Here is a 20737-nt window from a genome sequence, read left to right as displayed (position 1 = left end):
TGTTGAAAAATTTGCAACTAAATCCCGGCAGTTCGTACCACGATTTTACGTTATTTTGAGGCCATTCGCCCTAATAACGCAAATATTTTTCATCGTGGTTAAACCATATACATCCCGCCGTTGACGTGGAGGGTCTCACCAGTGATGTAACCCGCTTCGTCAGAGGCTAAAAATGCAACCGCACTGGCAATTTCTTTAGGGTCGCCTAAGCGGCCCGCAGGAACAGCTGCCAGCGTACCCGCACGCTGATCATCAGTCAGCGCACGCGTCATGTCCGTTTCAATAAAGCCCGGAGCAACAACGTTTACAGTAATACCGCGGGACGCGACTTCACGCGCCAGCGACTTACTGAAACCGATCAGACCTGCTTTCGCCGCAGCGTAGTTAGCCTGACCAGCATTTCCCATGGTACCAACCACAGAACCGACAGTGATAATACGACCATGACGCTTTTTCATCATAGCGCGCATTACCGCTTTTGACAGACGGAATACAGATGACAGGTTGGTTTCGATGATATCGTTCCACTCGTCGTCTTTCATTCGCATTAACAGGTTATCACGAGTGATCCCGGCATTGTTTACCAGAATATCCACTTCACCAAATTCTGCGCGAATATTTTCCAGAACAGATTCGATAGATGCAGGTTCGGTCACATTCAGTACCAGACCTTTACCGTTTGCACCCAGATATTCGCTGATGGCCTGAGCGCCATTCTCGCTGGTTGCTGTACCAATCACCTTCGCGCCGCGCGCAACCAGTGTTTCAGCAATTGCACGCCCGATACCGCGGCTTGCGCCAGTCACCAGGGCAATTTTTCCTTCAAAACTCATGGTATTCCTCTTTTATTGCGAGAGTGCCGCTGACATCGCTTCCGGCTCGTTAATCGCCGAGGCTGTCAGGGTGTCAACAATACGTTTTGTCAGACCGGTGAGGACTTTCCCTGGGCCGACTTCATACAGATGCTCAACGCCCTGAGCGGCCATAAACTCAACGGTTTTGGTCCACTGTACCGGGCTGTAGAGCTGGCGAACCAGCGCGTCACGGATAGCTTCCGGCGTGGTTTCACATTTCACATCGACGTTGTTCACAACGGAAATCGTCGGTGCGTTAAACGTAATTTTTTCCAGCTCAACCGCCAGTTTCTCGGCTGCTGGCTTCATCAGCGCACAGTGAGACGGCACGCTGACAGGCAGTGGCAGCGCACGTTTTGCGCCCGCGGCTTTACAGGCTGCACCAGCACGTTCAACCGCATCTTTGTGACCAGCGATAACCACCTGACCCGGCGAGTTAAAGTTTACCGGCGAAACCACCTGGCCTTCAGCGGATTCTTCACACGCTTTTGCAATGGAAGCATCATCAAGACCGATGATAGCAGACATGCCACCCGTACCTTCTGGCACCGCTTCCTGCATGAATTTGCCGCGCAGTTCAACCAGACGGACCGCGTCAGCAAACGCGATCACACCGGCACAGACCAGCGCAGAGTATTCACCCAGGCTATGGCCCGCAAGCAGCGCTGGCGCTTTACCACCCTGCTGCTGCCAGACACGCCACAGCGCAACAGATGCGGTCAACAGCGCTGGCTGGGTCTGCCAGGTTTTGTTCAGTTCTTCGGCCGGCCCCTGCTGGGTCAGCGCCCATAAATCATAACCCAGTGCATCGGAAGCTTCACGGAAAGTCTCTTCAATTACCGGATAGTTTGCTGCCATTTCAGACAACATCCCAACGGTTTGAGAACCCTGACCCGGGAACACAAAAGCAAATTGCGTCATTTTTTATTCCTTATCCTAGAAACGAACCAGCGCGGAACCCCAGGTGAACCCGCCACCGAAGGCTTCAAGCAAGACCAGCTGGCCCCGTTTGATTCGCCCGTCGCGTACCGCTTCATCAAATGCGCACGGTACTGACGCCGCAGAGGTGTTGCCGTGGCGGTCCAGCGTCACCACAACGTTATCCATCGACATGCCCAGCTTTTTAGCGGTCGCGCTGATGATACGCAGGTTCGCCTGATGCGGCACCAGCCAGTCGAGGGCAGTGCGTTCAAGATTATTCGCTTCCAGCGTCTCATCGACAATGTGCGCAAGCTCAGTCACCGCCACCTTGAACACCTCATTACCTGCCATAGTCAGGTAAATGGAGTTATCCGGATTAACGCGATCGGCGTTAGGCAGTGTCAGCAGCTCACCGTAGCTTCCATCGGCATGCAGATGCGTGGAGATGATACCCGGCTCTTCAGACTGCCCCAGCAGCACTGCACCCGCACCATCACCAAAAATAATGATCGTTCCGCGATCGGTCGGATCGCAGGTACGCGCCAGCACGTCAGCACCGATCACCAGCGCATATTTGACGGCACCGGATTTAACATACTGATCGGCAACGCTCAGTGCATAGGTGAAACCTGCGCACGCGGCAGCGACGTCAAACGCCGGACAGCCCTTAATGCCGAGCATGTTTTGCACCTGGCACGCCGCGCTTGGGAAAGCGTGCGTGGCAGACGTCGTGGCAACCACGATCAAACCAATCTGTTCTTTATCAATGCCCGCCATTTCGATAGCACGCTGTGCGGCTTCGTAACCCATGGTCGACACGGTTTCGTCTGGCGCGGCAATACGACGTTCACGGATACCTGTGCGCGTGACAATCCACTCGTCAGACGTATCTACCATTTTTTCCAGATCGGCGTTGGTACGCACTTGTTTTGGCAGGTAGCTGCCGGTACCTAAAATCTTCGTATACATGTACGCTCAGTCACTTTTAGCTAATACAGATTCCAGGCGAGCGGCAATCCGCTGAGGGACTTGCCGCTGCACCGCCTGCACTGCCTGTTCAATCGCGACAGCAAATGCTCGCTGATTGGCGGCACCATGACTCTTAATCACGATGCCGCGCAATCCTAACAGACAGGCGCCATTATACTGGTCGGGGTTGAGGTGACTGAATCGCCGCGTCAGGCTTTTTTGTAACCAACGCTTTAATAAAATCAACCACCAGGCGCTTTTTTTGCCTTCTCCCTGCGATTTCAGCAGAGAAAGAAACATGCGCACGACCCCTTCCATGGTCTTCAACGTGACGTTTCCGGTGAAGCCATCGCACACCAGAACATCCGTTTTACCCGTCAACAACTCATTGGCTTCGAGATAACCAATATAGTTGATGGAGGGAACCTGTTTGAGCAATTCAGCCGCTTCGCGAATGCTGTCCAGGCCTTTGGTCTCTTCTTCACCAATGTTCAGTAACGCAACACGGGGATTGTTGATCCCGACCACTTCTTCCGCCAGCACCGATCCCATCACGGCAAACTGAGCCAGCATTGTACTATCACAGTCGACGTTAGCACCCAAGTCGAGCACCACCGTCTTACCCTTTTGTTGGTGCGGTAACACCGTCACCAGCGCCGGGCGCTCAATACCATCAATAGGCTTGAGCAACAATTTCGACAGCCCCATCAGCGCGCCGGTATTTCCCGCACTGACGCAGGCCTGCGCGCGCCCTTCTTTCACCAGCTCCAGCGCCATTCGCATAGAACTGCCGCGGCTATTACGAATAGCCTGTGAGGGTCGGGCATCACTGGCAATAACTGACTGCGCAGGAATAATCTGCAGACGTGAACGTTGTTCAAAGTCAGCTTTTGCAAGTAATGGCGTGATTGTGTCGGGATTGCCGACTAATAGAAGAGTGAGTTGCGAATTAGAATTCAGTGCCTGCAATGCTGCAGGCACTGTCACGGAAGGGCCAAAATCTCCCCCCATGACATCTAACGCCAGGGTTAGACGTGTCAAGGTATCGTCGCAGCCTGGTTCGGTAAATTCCCCGTTTGCACGGGGAAATCCTCACTAAGCCTAATCACGCTGACGCGTGATTACTTAGTGATAACCTTGCGGCCGCGGTAGAAACCGTCAGCGGTGATGTGGTGACGCAGGTGTTTCTCACCAGAAGTCTTGTCTACAGACAGGCTGGTAACTGCAGTCAGCGCGTCATGGGAACGACGCATGCCACGTTTGGAACGGGTTGGTTTATTCTGTTGTACGGCCATGGACCTTACTCCTCAATTACTTACGCTTTAAGCTGGCTAATACGGCAAATGGGTTTGGTTTTTGCGCTTCATCAGGCAGTTCACCAAAGACCATGTCCGCCTCGGACACTTCACAGTGTTCAGAATCATGCACCGGAACCACTGGCAAGGTGAGGATGATTTCATCTTCAACCAGAGCCAGAAGATCGATTTCACCGAATTCGTTAACCTCAATCGGCTCATACGCTTCCGGGAGTGCTTCAGCCTGTTCGTCAGAACGAACCGGACTGAAACAATACGTTGTGTGAACATGCTGTACAAACGGTTTCCCGCAACGCTGGCACTCGAGCGTTACCGTCACCTTTGCATCACCGGTTAAAACGGCGAGACGCTGGTTGTCGATAGCGAACGACATGGAGCATTCTACATCACTGTCCACACTGACTACAGATGCGGCAATACGCTCAGCCTGATCGGAAGTATAGATACCTTCGTAATCGAGGCGTTTTTGAGCCGTACGAACCGGATCAAGAGTCAGGGGTAATTTTACCTTTTGCATAGGGCGCGCATATTAACTTTGTAACGTCATAGAGTCAAAGAAAAAGGCAACCTGGGCTGCCTTTTGCCAATTATTCGCACACATTGCGGCCTGTAGTTTAAAATGGCTGGCATCGATACGCTATATCTGGTGATAAAAATATGCCAAATCTTGTTCTCGCCTCCACGTCACCCTACCGCCGAATGCTGCTGGAAAAGCTCGGGATCCCGTTTGAATGCGCCGCGCCAGAAGTCGATGAGACGCCACAGCCGGGCGAGTCACCGCGTCATCTGGTGACGCGTCTTGCTAAGGAGAAAGCACAATCGCTGGCTGCACGCTATCCCTCGCATTTGATTATAGGCTCCGATCAGGTTTGCGTGCTGGACGGCGAAATCACCGGCAAGCCCCATACGGAGGAGAACGCCTGCCAGCAGCTTCTGCGTGCGCGAGGCAGTATCGTCACCTTTTATACGGGCCTGGCGCTCTATAACTCCGCCTCTGGTCACCTGCAAACGGAATGCGAGCCGTTCGACGTGCACTTTCGCCATCTCAGTGAGCAAGAGATTATGGATTACGTACGCCGGGAGCGCCCGCTGAACTGTGCGGGTAGCTTCAAAAGTGAAGGATTGGGGATTGCGCTGTTTGACAAGCTGGACGGCCGCGATCCCAACACGCTAGTAGGATTGCCGCTGATTGCCCTGTGTCAGATGTTAAGGCGAGAAGAGTGTAATCCGCTGACGGCGTGACTTTTGCCCAGCGGCGCTTCGCTTGCATGGGCCTACGGATTTCGTAGGCCGGATAAGCGCAGCGCCACCCGGCACATAATCAGCCGCGCAGAACCTTAAGACAGCGTTTCAACTGCTCATCCAGCGGCGCTTCAATACGGATGATTTCACCCGTATTAGGATGGGTGAACTTCAGCGCTGCCGCATGCAGGAAGAGACGCGACAGCCCGGTGCCTGCCAGCTGCTTATCAAATTCCCTGTCGCCATAGCGGTCATCAAACGCGATAGGATGCCCTGCAAACTGCGTATGCACGCGAATCTGGTGGGTGCGACCGGTAACCGGGCTGCAGCGCACCAGCGTGGCAAACTCATAGCGTTCTTCAACTTTAAAACGCGTCTCAGACGGTTTACCTTCCTGGCTCACACGAACAATACGCTCGCCGCTTTGCAGTATGTTCTTCAGCAGCGGCGCCTGTACTACTTTCACATGGGACTGCCACTGACCGCGAACCAGCGCCAGATAGTCTTTCTGCATGCCTTTTTCACGCAGCTGTTCATGCAGAGAACGCAGCGCAGAACGCTTTTTCGCTACCAGCAGTACGCCAGAGGTGTCACGGTCAAGACGGTGAACCAGTTCAAGGAAACGCGCTTCCGGGCGCAGGGCTCGCAGCCCTTCAATCACGCCGAAACTCAGGCCACTACCGCCATGGACAGCCGTTCCTGACGGCTTATTCAGCACCAGAATGTGGTCGTCTTCGTAGAGGATTACATCGCTCAGGGCTGCTACTTTCTGTAGCTTAGGTGAAACGGTCTCTTCTTCTCGTTCAGCCACGCGCACCGGCGGAATACGTACTTCGTCACCGGCTTCGAGTTTGTACTCAGGCTTGACGCGTTTTTTGTTAACCCGCACCTCGCCCTTACGCAGGATGCGGTAAATCATACTCTTTGGCACGCCTTTCAGCTGGGTGCGCAAAAAGTTATCGATACGTTGCCCCGCGTCATCTTCGGCGATGGCAACCATTTTTACGGATGGAGTCTCTGTTTTCATGGTTGGCGATTCTAAATATCGTCAGCCATTAGCGCCACTCATTTTTCTATGCTTATATTTACTTTTATCCGGCTTGTCCCCCGTTTCGCGCAATCGATTTGGTGGTTATTAAACCAATCACCACCCCGAAGTGAAGAAACTGTGAGTAACCGGGTGATAATTGGTAAAAGTCATCTTGCTATAACCCGGCGAGCAGTGGAATAATGAGGCTGTTTTCCGTGTTAAATCCTGGTTAAGTAAGGATGTTGACGGAATGACCAATTTTGTCTGACCGATCATCCACGCAGCAATGGCGTAAGACGTATTGATCTTTCAGGCAGTTAGCGGGCTGCGGGTTGCAGTACTTCCCGGTATAAGGATTGTTCTCTGGAGAGTTCTTCCCAGGCAATTCCCCTGATAATTGCGCTGTGTTTCCGTATGAAGCACAGGCAACCGACACTCTGCGCCTCTTAAGCGAGCGACAACCGTGAGGTTGGCGACGTGAATAGACACGAGGCCATCGGTTCATACCCCGGAAAGCGTCACCTTGCCCGCAGCTTTGTCGTCAATGTAAGAATAACGAGTAAGTTACGATGAAAAGAATGTTAATCAACGCAACTCAGCAAGAAGAGTTGCGTGTCGCCCTTGTGGATGGGCAGCGCCTGTACGATCTGGATATCGAAAGTCCTGGACACGAACAGAAAAAAGCGAACATTTACAAAGGTAAAATCACCCGCATTGAACCAAGCCTTGAAGCTGCATTTGTCGATTACGGTGCTGAGCGTCATGGTTTCCTCCCTCTGAAAGAAATCGCCCGCGAATATTTCCCTGCAAACTACAACGCCCATGGCCGCCCAAACATCAAAGATGTTCTGCGTGAAGGTCAGGAAGTTATCGTTCAGATTGATAAAGAAGAGCGTGGCAATAAAGGCGCCGCACTGACTACCTTTATCAGTCTGGCGGGGAGCTATCTGGTTCTGATGCCTAACAACCCGCGTGCGGGTGGTATCTCTCGCCGTATCGAAGGCGATGACCGTACCGAGCTGAAAGAAGCGCTGGCGAGCCTCGAACTGCCTGATGGCATGGGGCTTATCGTGCGTACCGCAGGCGTAGGCAAATCAGCCGAAGCGCTGCAGTGGGACCTGAGCTTCCGTCTGAAGCACTGGGAAGCTATCCAGAAAGCTGCGGAAAGCCGCCCTGCTCCGTTCCTGATCCACCAGGAAAGCAACGTTATTGTGCGTGCCTTCCGTGATTACCTGCGTCAGGACATCGGTGAGATTCTGATCGATAACCCGAAAGTGCTTGAGCTGGCTCGCCAGCACATCGCCGCGCTGGGTCGTCCGGATTTCACCAGCAAAATTAAACTGTACACCGGTGAAATCCCGCTGTTCAGCCACTATCAGATTGAATCCCAGATTGAGTCCGCCTTCCAGCGTGAAGTGCGTCTGCCGTCCGGCGGTTCTATCGTTATTGATACCACCGAAGCGCTGACCGCTATCGACATCAACTCCGCGCGTGCAACGCGCGGTGGCGATATCGAAGAGACCGCCTACAACACTAACCTCGAAGCCGCTGATGAAATCGCCCGCCAGCTCCGCCTGCGCGACCTGGGTGGTCTGATTGTTATCGACTTCATCGACATGACCCCTGTACGCCACCAGCGTGCGGTTGAAAACCGCCTGCGCGAAGCGGTGCGTCAGGACAGGGCGCGTATCCAGATTAGCCATATCTCACGCTTCGGCCTGCTGGAGATGTCCCGTCAGCGTCTGAGCCCGTCTCTCGGTGAGTCCAGCCATCACGTTTGTCCGCGCTGCTCAGGCACCGGTACCGTGCGTGATAACGAATCTCTGTCCCTCTCTATCCTGCGTCTGATTGAAGAAGAAGCGCTGAAAGAGAACACCAAAGAGGTTCACGCCATTGTGCCGGTGCCCGTTGCCTCTTACCTGCTGAACGAAAAACGTGCAGCGGTAAGTGCAATTGAAGCGCGTCAGGGTGGCGTTCGCTGCATCATCGTGCCAAACGATCAGATGCAGACTCCGCACTATCACGTGCTGCGCGTCCGTAAAGGCGAAGAGACAACCACCCTCAGCTACCTGCTGCCTAAGCTGCATGAAGAAGAGATGGCCCTGCCTTCCGATGAAGAGCCTGCTGAACGTAAACTGCCAGAGCAGCCTGCGTTAGCGACCTTCATCATGCCTGAAGCGCCACCAGAAACAGCCCTGGAAAAACCTGCTGCAACACCTGTGGTGCAGAAACCAGAAGCCACTGTAGCGAAAGCCCAGCCGGAGCAACCGGGTCTGCTGAGCCGCTTCTTCGGCGCACTGAAGAAAATGTTTGCCGGCGAGGAAGTTCAGCCAGAGCAACCGAAAGAAGAGCCAAAAGCGGCCAAACCTGAGCGTCAGCAGGACCGCCGTAAGCGTCAGAACAACCGCCGCGATCGTAACGACCGCAATGACCGTAATGACCGCAGCGAGCGTCGTGACAACCGTGACAATCGCTCTGAGAATGGCGAAGGCCGTGAGCAACGCGAAGACAACCGTCGCAACCGTCGCGAGAAACAGCAGCCGAATGTTGAAGATCGTGAAATTCGCCAGCAGGCGGGCGATGAGTCTGAGAAGAGCAAACAGCGTGACGACCAGCAGCCGCGCCGCGAACGTAGCCGTCGTCGTAACGACGAGAAACGTCAGGCGCAGCAGGAAGTCAAAAACCTGAACCGCGAAGAGCCTGTTGAACAGCAGGACGCCGAGCAGGAAGAGCGTACTCAGGTTATGCCGCGTCGTAAGCAGCGCCAGCTTACTCAGAAAGTTCGCTTCACCTCAGAAGCAACCGAAGAGTCAACCATTATCGCCGCTGAAACAAGCGAGAGCGCAACCGGTACACAGCTGGCAAAAGTCGACCTGCCAGCGGTCGTTGAAAACAACGCTGAACAGGATGAAAACGGTGAAAACCGTGATAACGCCGGCATGCCGCGCCGTTCACGTCGTTCCCCACGTCATCTGCGCGTCAGCGGTCAGCGCCGTCGTCGCTATCGTGACGAGCGTTACCCGACTCAGTCGCCAATGCCACTGACCATTGCCTGTGCTTCGCCAGAAATGGCCTCCGGCAAAGTCTGGATCCGCTACCCGGTTGCTCGCCCGGAGCAGGTTGTTGAAGAACAGCCTGTGACCGAAGAGGTGATTGCACCTGTCGCTGTAGTTGAAGAGGTGGTGACTGAAGCGGCTACCATGGTTGAACCGCAGGCAGTTGAGGTTGAAACCCCGCACGCGGTAGAAGTGGAAACCACGCATCCTGAAGTGATTGCCGCGCCGGTTGAAGCCGCACCGCAGTTTATTGCTGAAGAAGACACCGTAGTGGCTGAAGAGGTTGTGGAAGAAGCACAGCCTGCCGCCACTGTTGAAGAAGCGGCAGAAGTCGTAGTTGAAACCGTTACTGAAGAAGTTGTTCAGGACGTTGAGATTGCCGTCGAACCTGTTCGTGAAGCCGAAGAAGCGAAAGCGCCAGAAGTGAAACCAGTGCCGGTTGTTTCTGCACCAGCCGCTGCCCACGTGGCGACAGCACCTATGACGCGCGCTCCAGCGCCGGAATACGTGCCTGAAGCCCCGCGTCACAGTGACTGGGAACGCCCTGCTTTCCACTTTGAAGGTAAAGGCTCCGCAGGCGGCCACAGTGCAACGCATCAGGCGACTGCACCGGCGACGCGTCCGCAGTCTGTCGAATAACGACACAGAAAGTAAAAAGCCGACCTCCGGGTCGGCTTTTTTTATGGCTGCTGCACGGGCTTTCTCATCCCGGTGACCTCCGGCATTACCTGCCGCATCAGTTCCAGAAAACGCCGCAAGCGTGCCGGATAATAACGGGACCAGGGATAAACCAGGTGCACCGGTAACGCGGCTGGCTGCCACTCTGGCAGCAAATGCACCAGCCGCCCTTGCCGAATATCATCCTGTACCGTCCAGCTGGATACCACCGCCACGCCAAGGCCGGTGAGCGCCGTATTGCGTGCGACATACAGGCTGTCGGTACTGAGGCGTGGGGTAATAGTCACTCGTGCGGTAGCGGGTGATGCATCGTGAAAAAGCTCCACATGGCGCTGGTAGAAAGAGCTGATAGCTATCCAGGGAAACTGTTGCAAATCCTCCGGCGTGTTGACCGTTGGAAAACGGGCCAGCAGTTCTGGAGAAGCCACCACCGAGCGCGGCACTTCCGCCAGCAGCACGGATACGGTCGCCGGATCGACTTCCACACCTACCCGAATGGCACAGTCAAGGTTGTCGCCGAGGAAATCCGCCGACCGATCGTTAAGCATCCACTCAATAGAAAGCTGTGGATAGCGTTGCAAAAATTCGGTTACTGGTTTCAGAAGCTGGTCCTGACCAAACGCGTGCGGTGCCCGCACCCGCAATACGCCTACAGGTTCATCTTCCGACTGCCCTACCTCATCTTCCAGCGCCAGCCAGCTGTCAATCACCCGACGGGCGTGCTGATAGCAGCGCTCGCCGTCATCCGTCAGCCGCATCGTGTGGGTGGTGCGTAACATCAGGCGCACGCCCAGCATGGTCTCAAGCGACTGTAACCGTCGGCTCACCGTGGCCTGGGTTGTTGCCAGCTGTCGTGCCGCCGCAGAGAGCGAACCTGCCTCAACAATCCGGACAAACGTCCGCATCAACTCCACCCTGTCTATACGCTCAACTCTTTTCATTTCTTTTACACTTATACGTTCAACGTATAAGCGTTTTACCACCGGGCTGGCTACCGTCGCAAGGCATACTGATAAAAAATAGCTGCACACGACGAATGAGGAACAACGTATGAACACAACAACCACTCCCCACGCTGCAAGCCGCTGGGTGATTTTTATGCTGGCCCTGGGGGCTGGTTTCAGCGTGGCATCAATCTATTACGCGCAGCCCCTTCTGCCGCTGATGGGTGCCGACCTTCATCTGAGCATTGAAGGCATGGGGCTGGTTCCCACATTGACTCAGGCAGGCTACGCGCTCGGCATCCTGTTCCTGCTTCCCCTGGGCGATCGCCATGACCGCAGGACGTTAATCCTGATTAAAAGCGCCGCGCTGGCTCTGTTTCTTCTCGGCTGTAGTCTGACCGGGCAGCTCCATTCTCTGCTGCTGGCAAGCCTGCTCATCGGCATGGCCGCCACCATGGCGCAGGATATCGTCCCCGCTGCGGCGATCCTCGCTCCGGAAGGCAAACAGGGGAAAACCGTGGGCACGGTAATGACCGGGCTGCTGCTGGGTATTTTATTATCAAGAACCGTGAGCGGCGTGGTGGGCGAAGCGTTTGGCTGGCGCGTCATGTACCAGCTGGCCGCGGCGAGCATTACGTTCATCGGGGTGATGATGTGGATGGTACTCCCCCGTTTTGCCATTCACTCCACGCTGAGCTATCCGGCGCTGATGCGCTCAATGGAACATCTGTGGCGTCGTTACCCGGCTCTGCGCCGCGCGGCGCTGGCTCAGGGTTTTCTGTCGATTGCCTTTAGCGCCTTCTGGTCTACGCTTGCGGTCATGCTGCTGGAACGCTATCACCTTGGTAGTGCCGTAGCGGGTGGTTTTGGTATTGCCGGAGCCGCCGGTGCGTTAGCTGCACCGCTGGCAGGTGGTCTGGCGGACAAACTGGGCGCGGGAAAAGTCACGCAGCTTGGTGCCGTCCTGGTGACCGTCTCCTTCGCCCTGATGTTCCTGATGCCCGCGTTGGGTGTTCATGGGCAGCTGATTCTGATCGCCCTCTCCGCCGTCGGGTTCGATCTGGGTCTGCAGTCCAGCCTGGTCGCCCACCAGAACCTGGTATACAGCCTTGAGCCGCAGGCACGTGGTCGCCTGAACGCTCTGCTCTTTACAATGGTCTTTATCGGTATGGCGCTGGGTTCAGCGTTAGGCAGCAATATCTACTCGGTAGCTGGCTGGACGGGCGTGGTCGCGCTGGCGACAGTCTGTGGCGTCATTGCACTGGCAATCCGTTTGATTGAAAGCGCACGCGTTGCCTCCGCACCGGCAGAAGCTGCATAAAAAAAATGCCCAATCCAGACGGATTGGGCAGTAAAACATGCCCAGTTTCAAGACATGTTCTAAGAGGTCAAGATGTTATTTGTTCAGCTGGAACAGAGACATGCCCTGCATATCGCTAAACGCTTTATAAGAGGCCTGCAGAGCCGCCTGCTGCATGGTGTAAGAGGAAATCGCTTCGTTCCAGTCGACGTCCACCAGATCGCTCATCTGCTTTGTTTGACCCAGCGCGCGGTCATCACCCAGCGTATCGAGTTTTTCCAGCTCGTTCATCTTGGTTCCCACATCCGCAACAACCGTCAGGACATTGTTCTGGGAGTTCTTGATGCCGATTTGCGCGTTGGCAATCACCTGGCTTTGCGCCGTTGCCGCAGCGGGATCGTTCTCAACCGGTGTCTTCAGCGACGCAATGGCAGAATCAAGGATTTTGAACATGTTTGTTTCGCCATATCCACCACCCGGAAGTTGTTCCGCATTACTGGTAATGCTGTTAAAAATCTGCTGGCCAGTATGGCTAATCGCCATATTTCGCGCCGTATCAACCTGCTGCATGATGGCCTCAGTGCCACCGTTGTAATCCCCGGTAGCGGCATCAAACGGTGCGCTCTCGGTTTTGTATCCCGCAAAGATAAAGCGACCATTGCCATCCGTCGTGTTGGCCAGGTTCATCAGCTGATCGCGAATCCCCTGAATATCGGTCGCCAGAGAAAGACGGTCGTCATCGCTTAACGTGCCGTTCGAGGCGTAAACCAGCTTCTCGCGCACGCTTGAGATCGCGGTGTTCACCTGGGTTAACACGTTATCCTCCAGCGAGACCTTTTGCGTTGCAAAGGTACGCGCGAGGGCGAACTGGCTGTTTTGCGACTGAGATTGCGACAGAACGATGGCCTGTGACGCGGCGATAGGATCGTCCGACGGACGATTGACGCGTTTACCGGTGGACATCTGCTCGCCGTAGCTCAGCCATCTGCTCTGGGAATCGGTGATCCCACGCATATTCTGTTCGTACATCATCTGGGTGCTAATACGCATTGTTCACCTCAACCTTAACGAATGTTGATAATTGCATCGAAGAGCGTACTGGCAGTTTGTAGTACCTGGGCATTGGCCAGGTAATACTGCTGATAACGCTGCAAATTGCCATACTCTTCGTCGAGGTTTACCCCAGAGATGGTCTGCTGCTGCTTAATTAACTGTGTTTCCACATTGGCTTTCGTCTGGCTACTCACCTTCAGTGACGCCGTCGAGCTACCGACGGTACTGACGAGAGAGGCATACGCATCGTTGAAGGTTTTGTTGCCCCCCACCACTTTAGCGTTTTGCAGATCGAGCAGCTTTTGACCGTTACGGTTGTCGCTTTCACCGCCATTCTGCAGCGACGCCATCGCCAGTTTGGACTCGTCGCTGATCGCCAGATCCATGTTCATGATGACGTTAGAAACAGGCTTCACGGTAAAGCTGTCTTTGGTATTTGCCGTACCGCTCACATTGACGTTAAGGCCATCAAACGACAAATTGCCGCTGGCGTCCGGGGTCATCGTAAAGCTGGTTTTGTCTGATGTACGAGTGACAGTCCAGTCGGTGCCATTAAATTGCAGCTTATAATCTGTCGCCTGGACTTGTTTACTGTCCGCCACAGACGCCGTGACAACCGCAGAACCACCATTCTTGCTGTTGGACAGCACCGCCGGAGAACCAAAGTTGAACAGCTTACCGCCAGCATCACCGTTAGCATCAAAACCGGCTTCATGCTGCGTGTTCATCGCATCGGCAAAGGCCAGCGCCATCTGGTTCAGGCTGTTACGGGCTTTATCCAGATCTTCAGCACGGAAGGTCAGTAAACCGCCTAAAGAACCGGTGGTGATAAATTTCTCAGGGATCTCAATATTACCCGCCACGTCATCAACGTAGGCGATAGTAGTACGAGCCGGATCGGCACTGGACTTCACGGCCGCCAGCTGGCTGGCTTTGCTGCCCTGCACCAGGCTGTACCCGTTACCGAGAGAGATATTAAACGTGCCGCTATCCTGTACGGAGACTTCCACGCCAACGATTTTGTTCAGTTCAGTCACGAGCTGATCGCGCTGGTCAAGCAGGTCGTTAGGCGAAGCACCCGCACCGACACCGGTCAAACGAGAAATCTGATCGTTCAGATTCGCAATCTGTGTCGCGTAGTTGTTGATCTGAGACACGCTGCTTGAGATGGCGGTATTAACCTGCGTATCCTGGTCACGGAGATACTGATCGTTGGTTTTAAACTGATTGACCAGACCACCCGCTTTACCCAGCACCGTCTGACGTGCAGCCGGGTCTTCCGCGTTGCTCACCAGGGTTTGCAGGCTTTTGAAGAAATCCTGCAACGTGGTGGAGAGCGAGTTGGTGGTATCGGAGAGCACATCGTCAATTTTTGACATCTGCTGATAGCGCGTCGTCAGACCGCTGCTCTGCGTCTGCGCAGCGCGCAGCTGGTTGGTGATGAAAGCGTCATACTCACGCTGGACACCGGAGACATACACCCCGTTACCCACCCAGCCACCGCCGGTCAGCGTACTGTTAGAGGCGCCCAGCACCGTGGTCTGGCGGGTGTAACCTGCCACGTTATAGCTTGAAATATTATTACTGACGGTATTGAGTGCCGACTGCGCAGCACTGAGGCCACTCATGGCGCTGTTAATCAAACTGGACATGGGGGTTCCTTTTATACGTTCAGACACGAGTCCTGATGAAGGTTATCGGCAACCTCCACCGGGACTTGAGAACTTTCAGAACAGATTTTCAATATCTGTGCTATAGGCTTTGCTGACCTTCTCGCCCATGGATTTCAGCTGTTGAATCATGCTGGTGAGCTTACGCGCATAGTTCGGGTCGGTCGCGTAGCCCGCATTTTGCAGCGCCTGCGCGCCCTGCTCCGCTGTCGACGCCTGCGTGACGGCGGTATAACGCGGATTTCGGCTCAGCAGCCCCACATAGTCGGACAGTGCTTCCAGATAAGAGCTGTAGACACGGAATTTTGCTTTGACCTTCACCGCCGCACCGTTCTCGTATTCGGTGGTGGTGATCTCCGTTGTCGGCCCCTTCCAGCTGGAGGTGGCCTTCACGCCGAAGATGTTGAAGCTCGGCTCGCCGTTTTCCTTGCGGATCTGGCGCTGACCCCAGCCCGACTCCAGCGCCGCCTGTGCCAGAATCAGGTGATGCGGCACACCGCTCTGTTCGCTGGCAAGGCGCGCAGGCAGCGAAAGCTGCGCCAGGAAGTCTTTGCTGTCACCCGAGAGCGGCTCATCACCACTGCCCGTCGCTTTCGGCATGGCTTTACGCACCATTTGCGTCAGGGCCTGGTTCTGGTAACTGGTCACCGTTTGCAGGTCGAACTTCATCGGTACCTGCTGCGGCTGCTCCTGGGGCTGAATGCCCTGCGCGGCTTCGGTCTGTTTCACAATCATGTCAGCCAGACCGAGGCCTTTACCGGCGGTCATCTGCTGCGCAATCTGCTGGTCATACATGCTGGTGTAGAGACGCGTTGAATCGCTACTGAACATCCCGTCTTTCGGCAGGGTTTCACGCATGCTTTTCAGCATCATCTGTACAAACATCCCCTCCACCTGGCGGGCGACCGGGCGGATATTCGCCGCCGGGTCTTTGCCTGCTTTGGTTTTCAGTTCGTTGAGCGACTGGGCATCCCAGGCTGCACTGGTCAACAGTTTGCTATCGGTCAGCATTAGATGATTTCCAGTTTGGCGCGCAGGCAGCCCGCGCTTTGCATGGATTGCAGGATGGACATCAGGTCCATCGGCGTTGCCCCCAGGGCGTTCAGGGCACGCACCACGCTGTTCAGGTTGGCGCTGGAGCGAACGCTCTGCAGTGACCCGCCGCTCTGACGCATATCAATCTGCGTTTGCGGTGTTACCACCGTCTGACCGCCACCAAATGGCGTAGTCGGCTGGCTCACGTTCGCGGAGCGGTTTACCGTTACTGAGAGGTTACCCTGCGCGACGGCACAGCTGTCCAGCGACACTTCCCGGTTCATCACCACTGAACCAGTACGGGAGTTGATGATCACTTTGGCATCCTGTACCGGAACGTTCACTTCCATATTCTGGATATCGGCCAGCATACGCACCTGGTTGCTGCTGCCCGGGGAGGTACGGATCTGCACGGTACGCGCATCGAGCGCCGTTGCATTACCATAGCCGCGGCTGCGGTTGATGGTATCGGCAATTTGCTGCGCCATCGTGAAGTCTTCATTATTGAGCTGCAGATTAATGGTATTGCCTGCGCCAAACTGGGTCGGCAGTTCACGCTCAATGATCGCACCGTTGGTGATACGTCCACCGTTCAGCTGGTTCACCTGCACGCTGCTTCCGCCTGCGGATGCACCCGCACCGCCGACCAGAATGTTACCCTGTGCCAGCGCATACACCTGGCTGTCGACGCCCTTCAGCGGGGTCATCAGCAGCGTACCACCGCGCAGGCTTTTGGCGTTACCCATTGAGGAAACCACCACGTCAATGGTCTGTCCCTGACGCGCAAACGCCGGGAAGGACGCGGTGACCATCACCGCGGCCACGTTTTTCAGCTGCATGTTGGTTCCGGCCGGCACGGTAATGCCGAGCTGGGAAAGCATGTTGTTCAGGCTTTGGGTCGTGAATGGCGTTTGGGTCGTCTGGTCACCGGTACCATCCAGCCCCACCACCAGGCCATAGCCAATCAGCGAGTTCTCACGGACGCCCTGGACGCTGGTGAGATCGCGAATACGGTCAGCCTGGGCAAACGTTGCCACCAGCGCGAGCGCCACGGCGAAGATCGATTTAAACATGGGTCACCTCGCTTACATCGGCGATAAATTAAGGAAGAAGCGCTGCAGCCAGCCCATATTTTGCGCTTCATTGATATAGCCGTTACCGACGTACTCAATGCGCGCATCCGCCACCTGGGTGGACGGAACGGTGTTGGTGCCGCTGATGGTGCGAGGGTTAACCACGCCCGAGAAGCGAATGAATTCAGTGCCCTGGTTGATGGCAATCTGTTTTTCACCCACAACGTGTAAGTTGCCGTTAACCAGTACCTGGTCAACCGTTACCGTCAGCGTACCGCTGAAGGTATTGCTGGCGTTCGCGCCGCCTTTACCGTTAAAGGTATTGCCGCCAGAGGCATCGACATCAGCACGCGCGTTGCCGAACAGGCCCTGCAGATAGCGCGGTACGGTATCGAAGCCAAAATTCGTTTTGCCATCGCGGCTGGCATTCGCCGACGAGCTTTTGCTCGCGCTGACGTTTTCCTGCAGCACAATGGTCAATGTATCGCCGACATTACGCGGGCGGCGATCTTCAAACAGCGGCTGATAACCGTAATTAATCGGCTGCGCGGTCTGGAAAATGGAGCCGTTTACCACTGGCGATGGGCCAGGAACGGGTTGGGCAGTCGTCGCACCCTGGACCAATGGTTTAGACGGGATCAAAGCACACCCGCTGAGGGTGACAGCCAGAACAGTCAGTATCGGATAACGAAACGCCGCGTTTTTTTGCATTGCCTTCATCTTCGAAAACAGGGAGCCGGCGCGGCGTTTACCGCACCGGGCTACACCTTAGAGTTGCGTCAGTTTCTGCAGCATCTGATCGGTCGTCGACACTGCTTTACTGTTAATTTCATACGCGCGCTGGACCTGGATCATATTCACCAGCTCTTCCGCCACGTTCACGTTGGAGGTTTCAACATAGCCCTGATACAGCAGGCCCGCGCCGTTCAGGCCCGGGGTGCTTTCATTTGGCGTACCGGAGGATTGCGTTTCGGTGTAGAGGTTCTCACCAATGCTTTCCAGACCGGTATCGTTCATGAAGGTGGTCAGGTTGAGCTGTCCTACCTGAACAGGCGCAGCCTGCCCCTGCTGGGTCACGCTGACCACGCCGTCACGTCCGATGGTGATGCTCAGGGCGTTCGCCGGGATGGTAATCGCAGGTTGAACCTGGAAGCCGCCCGCCGTCACCAGCTGGCCGTTCTGATCGACCTGGAAAGAGCCGTCACGGGTATAGGCAGAGGTCCCGTCAGGCAGTTGCACCTGGAAGAAGCCCTGGCCCTTGATCGCCACGTCTTTACTGTTGTTGGTCTGAGACAGGTTACCCTGGCTGTGCAGACGCTCGGTGGCCACCGGACGAACGCCGGTACCGATCTGCAGACCTGACGGCAGCGTCGTCTGTTCAGAAGACTGCGCACCCGGCTGACGGATGGTTTGATAAAGCAAATCTTCGAAAACGGCGCGCTGACGCTTGAAACCATTGGTACTCACGTTTGCCAGGTTGTTGGCAATCACGTCCATGTTGGTTTGCTGGGCGTCCAGGCCAGTTTTCGCGATCCATAAAGAACTGATCATAAGGAGTCCTGTTAACTCATAGCCAGAAGTTGGTTAGCCTTGCCCGCGTTTTCATCCACGCTGCTGATGATCTTCATCTGCATTTCAAAACGACGGGCGCTGGCAATCATGTCGCTCATGGCGGCTACCGGCTTGACGTTACTGCCTTCCAGAACGCCAGACATCACGCGGATGCTCGGATCGGCCTGTAACGTGGCACCACGCGTCGCCTGAGCCGCCTGGGTCAAACGGAACATGCCGTCGTCGCCACGCTGCACCTCTTTGCCTTCCGCTTTAACCAGCTTCAGACGTCCGACAGGCGCAACCGTGTTAGCCGGGTCGCCCGGGTTCAGCGCCGAAATGGTACCGTCCGCGGCGATAGTCAGCTCAGAGCCTTCTGGCACGGTCAGCGGACCCGCTTCACCCATTACCGGGTGACCCTGAATCGTTAGCTGGCCCGTCGCGCTCACCTGGATATTCCCGTTACGGGTGTAGCCTTCGCCGCCGTCCGCCGTTTGCACCGCCAGCCAGCCGTCCTGCTGCAGAGCAACGTCCAGCGGGCGCGAGGTGTAATCCATCTGCCCTGGCGTCATATCTGCGCCAGGGGTCGATGCGGTGACCAGCGTACGGGTCGGCAGGGAAAGCCCTTCCACCGGGACCGCACGCAGCGCATTAAGCTGCGCGCGAAAGCCCGGCGTAGAGGCGTTTGCCAGGTTGCTGGCGGTAACAGCCTGCTGATTGAGCGTCTGACTTGCCGCGCCCATCGCGGTATATATTGCGTGATCCATTGCGCTTTCCTGTTAGCCGCTTAACGCAGGTTAACCAGCGTGTTGAGGATCTGGTCCTGGGTTTTGATGGTCTGCGCGTTAGACTGATAGTTACGCTGCGCGACGATCATGTTCACCAGTTCTTTACTCATATCCACGTTGGAGGCTTCCAGCGCGCCGTTAGTCAGCTTGCCGAAGTTACCGGTGCCTGCCGTGCCCAGCAGCGCCACGCCGGAGGACTGAGAGGCAGACCAGACGTTATCGCCTTCCGATTTCAGGCCTTCGTTGTTGGCGAAGTTTGCAAGCACGATCTGGCCCAAAACCTGAGACTGTTCGTTAGAGTAGCTTCCCACTACGGTGCCATCGTCGTTGATCTGGTAGCTCACCAGATCGCCAGGCTTGTAGCCGTTCTGATTGGTTGCCACAACGCTGTTCGCGCCGGTGTTCTGCTGCATGGAGTTCTGGAAGCTCAGGGAGAAGGTCGCCGCCGTCGCACCGCCGACAGAGCCGGTGGTGATATTAATGGCCGGCGTGGCGTTTGGGGTTCCGCTCAGGACACCCGCAGCGTCGTAGTTATAGACACCCGCCAGGTTACCGTTCGCATCGTAGTTCATCTGCGCCGCTTTCGTCGCTGTAGAACCTGCTACGCTGCCGTCCTGAGTGTAAAGATCCCATTTATTGTTGGCTGTCTTAACGTAGTAGACATACATGTTATGGGCGTTACCCTGGCTGTCGAAGACGGTCACGGTACCTTTTTTGTTATAGGTATCCGGGTTCGTCGCATCGAACGGGGCAGTTTGAACAGGGTCGGTTGAGTTGAGGTTGATCTGCTGCGTCGCGGTGGTGGTGGCTTTCGCCGACATCAGCGTATTCGGAATAGTGATAGCCTGAGGGTTCGCACCGGTCTGAACCGTTGGAGGCGTTCCTGCTACCGGGTAGCCCGTCAACTGCATACCCTGCATGTTTACCAGCGTACGGTTTTCGTCCAGCTTGAACTGGCCGTTACGGCTGTAGAACACAGAACCGTTGGAATCGACCATACGGAAGAAACCGTTCTGGCTAATGGCAACGTCCAGACCACGACCGGTATTGGTGGTGGTACCATCGGTAAAGTCCTGAGTGATGCCTGCGACCTTCACGCCGAGGCCGACTTTGGAACCGGCAAACATGTCTGCAAAGGAAGCAGAACCGGATTTAAAACCATAGGTCGCGGAGTTGGCGATGTTGTTGCCAATGACGTCCAGGTTGGTGGCCGCAGCATTCAGGCCGCTGACCGCTTGAGAAAAGGCCATGACTTAC

19 protein-coding genes are annotated in these 20737 nt (G+C 55.5%); 3 read left to right on the top strand and 16 right to left on the bottom strand.

The features are described 5' to 3' along the window. Positions 1-98: 98 nt before the first annotated feature. The 6 genes from fabG to yceD form a co-directional block, all read right to left on the bottom strand. Positions 99-833, bottom strand: coding sequence for a 3-oxoacyl-ACP reductase FabG (gene fabG / locus PYW49_RS00235; protein ID WP_010429699.1), 735 nt, complete (start codon positions 831-833; stop codon positions 99-101). A gap of 12 nt (positions 834-845) precedes the next feature. After that, complete coding sequence (gene fabD / locus PYW49_RS00230; protein WP_320385293.1) at positions 846-1775, bottom strand: ACP S-malonyltransferase; 930 nt, start codon at positions 1773-1775, stop codon at positions 846-848. Positions 1776-1790: 15 nt separating this feature from the next. Next, on the bottom strand, positions 1791-2744 hold the full coding sequence (locus PYW49_RS00225; RefSeq protein ID WP_023311150.1) for a beta-ketoacyl-ACP synthase III: 954 nt from the start codon (positions 2742-2744) through the stop codon (positions 1791-1793). A 6-nt stretch (positions 2745-2750) separates the two neighbouring features. Next, positions 2751-3785 (bottom strand): phosphate acyltransferase PlsX, encoded by a 1035-nt coding sequence (gene plsX / locus PYW49_RS00220; protein ID WP_134349836.1) that lies wholly within the window; start codon positions 3783-3785, stop codon positions 2751-2753. 80 nt (positions 3786-3865) lie between these two features. Next, positions 3866-4039, bottom strand: coding sequence for a 50S ribosomal protein L32 (gene rpmF / locus PYW49_RS00215; RefSeq protein WP_003857964.1), 174 nt, complete (start codon positions 4037-4039; stop codon positions 3866-3868). A gap of 16 nt (positions 4040-4055) precedes the next feature. Beyond that, positions 4056-4577, bottom strand: coding sequence for a 23S rRNA accumulation protein YceD (yceD, locus tag PYW49_RS00210; RefSeq protein ID WP_134349835.1), 522 nt, complete (start codon positions 4575-4577; stop codon positions 4056-4058). Between the two features lie 140 nt (positions 4578-4717). On the opposite strand from yceD, the gene PYW49_RS00205 reads away from it, so the two are divergent. Further along, positions 4718-5302 carry a Maf family protein gene (locus PYW49_RS00205; protein WP_320385292.1) on the top strand — a complete coding sequence of 195 codons (585 nt, stop codon included), beginning with the start codon at positions 4718-4720 and terminating at the stop codon, positions 5300-5302. 79 nt (positions 5303-5381) lie between these two features. On the opposite strand, the gene rluC is transcribed toward PYW49_RS00205, so the two are convergent. Continuing rightward, on the bottom strand, positions 5382-6329 hold the full coding sequence (gene rluC / locus PYW49_RS00200) for a 23S rRNA pseudouridine(955/2504/2580) synthase RluC (protein ID WP_134349834.1): 948 nt from the start codon (positions 6327-6329) through the stop codon (positions 5382-5384). A gap of 572 nt (positions 6330-6901) precedes the next feature. On the opposite strand from rluC, the gene rne reads away from it, so the two are divergent. Beyond that, positions 6902-10027, top strand: a complete 3126-nt coding sequence (rne, locus tag PYW49_RS00195; protein ID WP_320385291.1) for a ribonuclease E — start codon at positions 6902-6904, stop codon at positions 10025-10027. Positions 10028-10068: 41 nt separating this feature from the next. Here the strand turns inward: rne and PYW49_RS00190 are convergent, their stop codons facing one another. Continuing rightward, complete coding sequence (locus PYW49_RS00190; RefSeq protein WP_407057594.1) at positions 10069-10971, bottom strand: LysR family transcriptional regulator; 903 nt, start codon at positions 10969-10971, stop codon at positions 10069-10071. A gap of 145 nt (positions 10972-11116) precedes the next feature. Here PYW49_RS00190 and PYW49_RS00185 point away from each other — a divergent pair, with 145 nt between their 5' ends. Next, entirely contained in the window at positions 11117-12331 is a 1215-nt protein-coding gene (locus PYW49_RS00185) for an MFS transporter (protein WP_134349831.1), read from the top strand. A 75-nt stretch (positions 12332-12406) separates the two neighbouring features. On the opposite strand, the gene flgL is transcribed toward PYW49_RS00185, so the two are convergent. The 8 genes from flgL to flgE form a co-directional block, all read right to left on the bottom strand. Then, positions 12407-13360: a flagellar hook-associated protein FlgL gene (gene flgL, locus PYW49_RS00180; protein WP_134349830.1), complete on the bottom strand. Its 954-nt coding sequence runs from the start codon at positions 13358-13360 to the stop codon at positions 12407-12409. Between the two features lie 14 nt (positions 13361-13374). Continuing rightward, entirely contained in the window at positions 13375-15015 is a 1641-nt protein-coding gene (flgK, locus tag PYW49_RS00175) for a flagellar hook-associated protein FlgK (RefSeq protein ID WP_320385289.1), read from the bottom strand. A 75-nt stretch (positions 15016-15090) separates the two neighbouring features. Further along, entirely contained in the window at positions 15091-16044 is a 954-nt protein-coding gene (gene flgJ, locus PYW49_RS00170) for a flagellar assembly peptidoglycan hydrolase FlgJ (protein WP_320385288.1), read from the bottom strand. Continuing rightward, positions 16044-17141 carry a flagellar basal body P-ring protein FlgI gene (locus tag PYW49_RS00165; protein WP_134349827.1) on the bottom strand — a complete coding sequence of 366 codons (1098 nt, stop codon included), beginning with the start codon at positions 17139-17141 and terminating at the stop codon, positions 16044-16046. Before PYW49_RS00165 ends, flgJ begins: the two co-directional genes overlap by 1 nt. Before the next feature lie 12 nt (positions 17142-17153). Beyond that, entirely contained in the window at positions 17154-17852 is a 699-nt protein-coding gene (gene flgH, locus PYW49_RS00160; protein WP_134349826.1) for a flagellar basal body L-ring protein FlgH, read from the bottom strand. A gap of 57 nt (positions 17853-17909) precedes the next feature. Continuing rightward, positions 17910-18692, bottom strand: a complete 783-nt coding sequence (gene flgG / locus PYW49_RS00155; RefSeq protein ID WP_008500810.1) for a flagellar basal-body rod protein FlgG — start codon at positions 18690-18692, stop codon at positions 17910-17912. 11 nt (positions 18693-18703) lie between these two features. Next, positions 18704-19459 (bottom strand): flagellar basal body rod protein FlgF, encoded by a 756-nt coding sequence (locus tag PYW49_RS00150; RefSeq protein ID WP_049007894.1) that lies wholly within the window; start codon positions 19457-19459, stop codon positions 18704-18706. 20 nt (positions 19460-19479) lie between these two features. Next, complete coding sequence (flgE, locus tag PYW49_RS00145; protein WP_320385287.1) at positions 19480-20730, bottom strand: flagellar hook protein FlgE; 1251 nt, start codon at positions 20728-20730, stop codon at positions 19480-19482. Between the last annotated feature and the right edge of the window lie 7 nt (positions 20731-20737).

The organism is Enterobacter chinensis (assembly GCF_034008295.1).
Lineage (GTDB): Bacteria > Pseudomonadota > Gammaproteobacteria > Enterobacterales > Enterobacteriaceae > Enterobacter > Enterobacter chinensis.
This window is presented reverse-complemented; position numbering and strand designations above follow the sequence as displayed.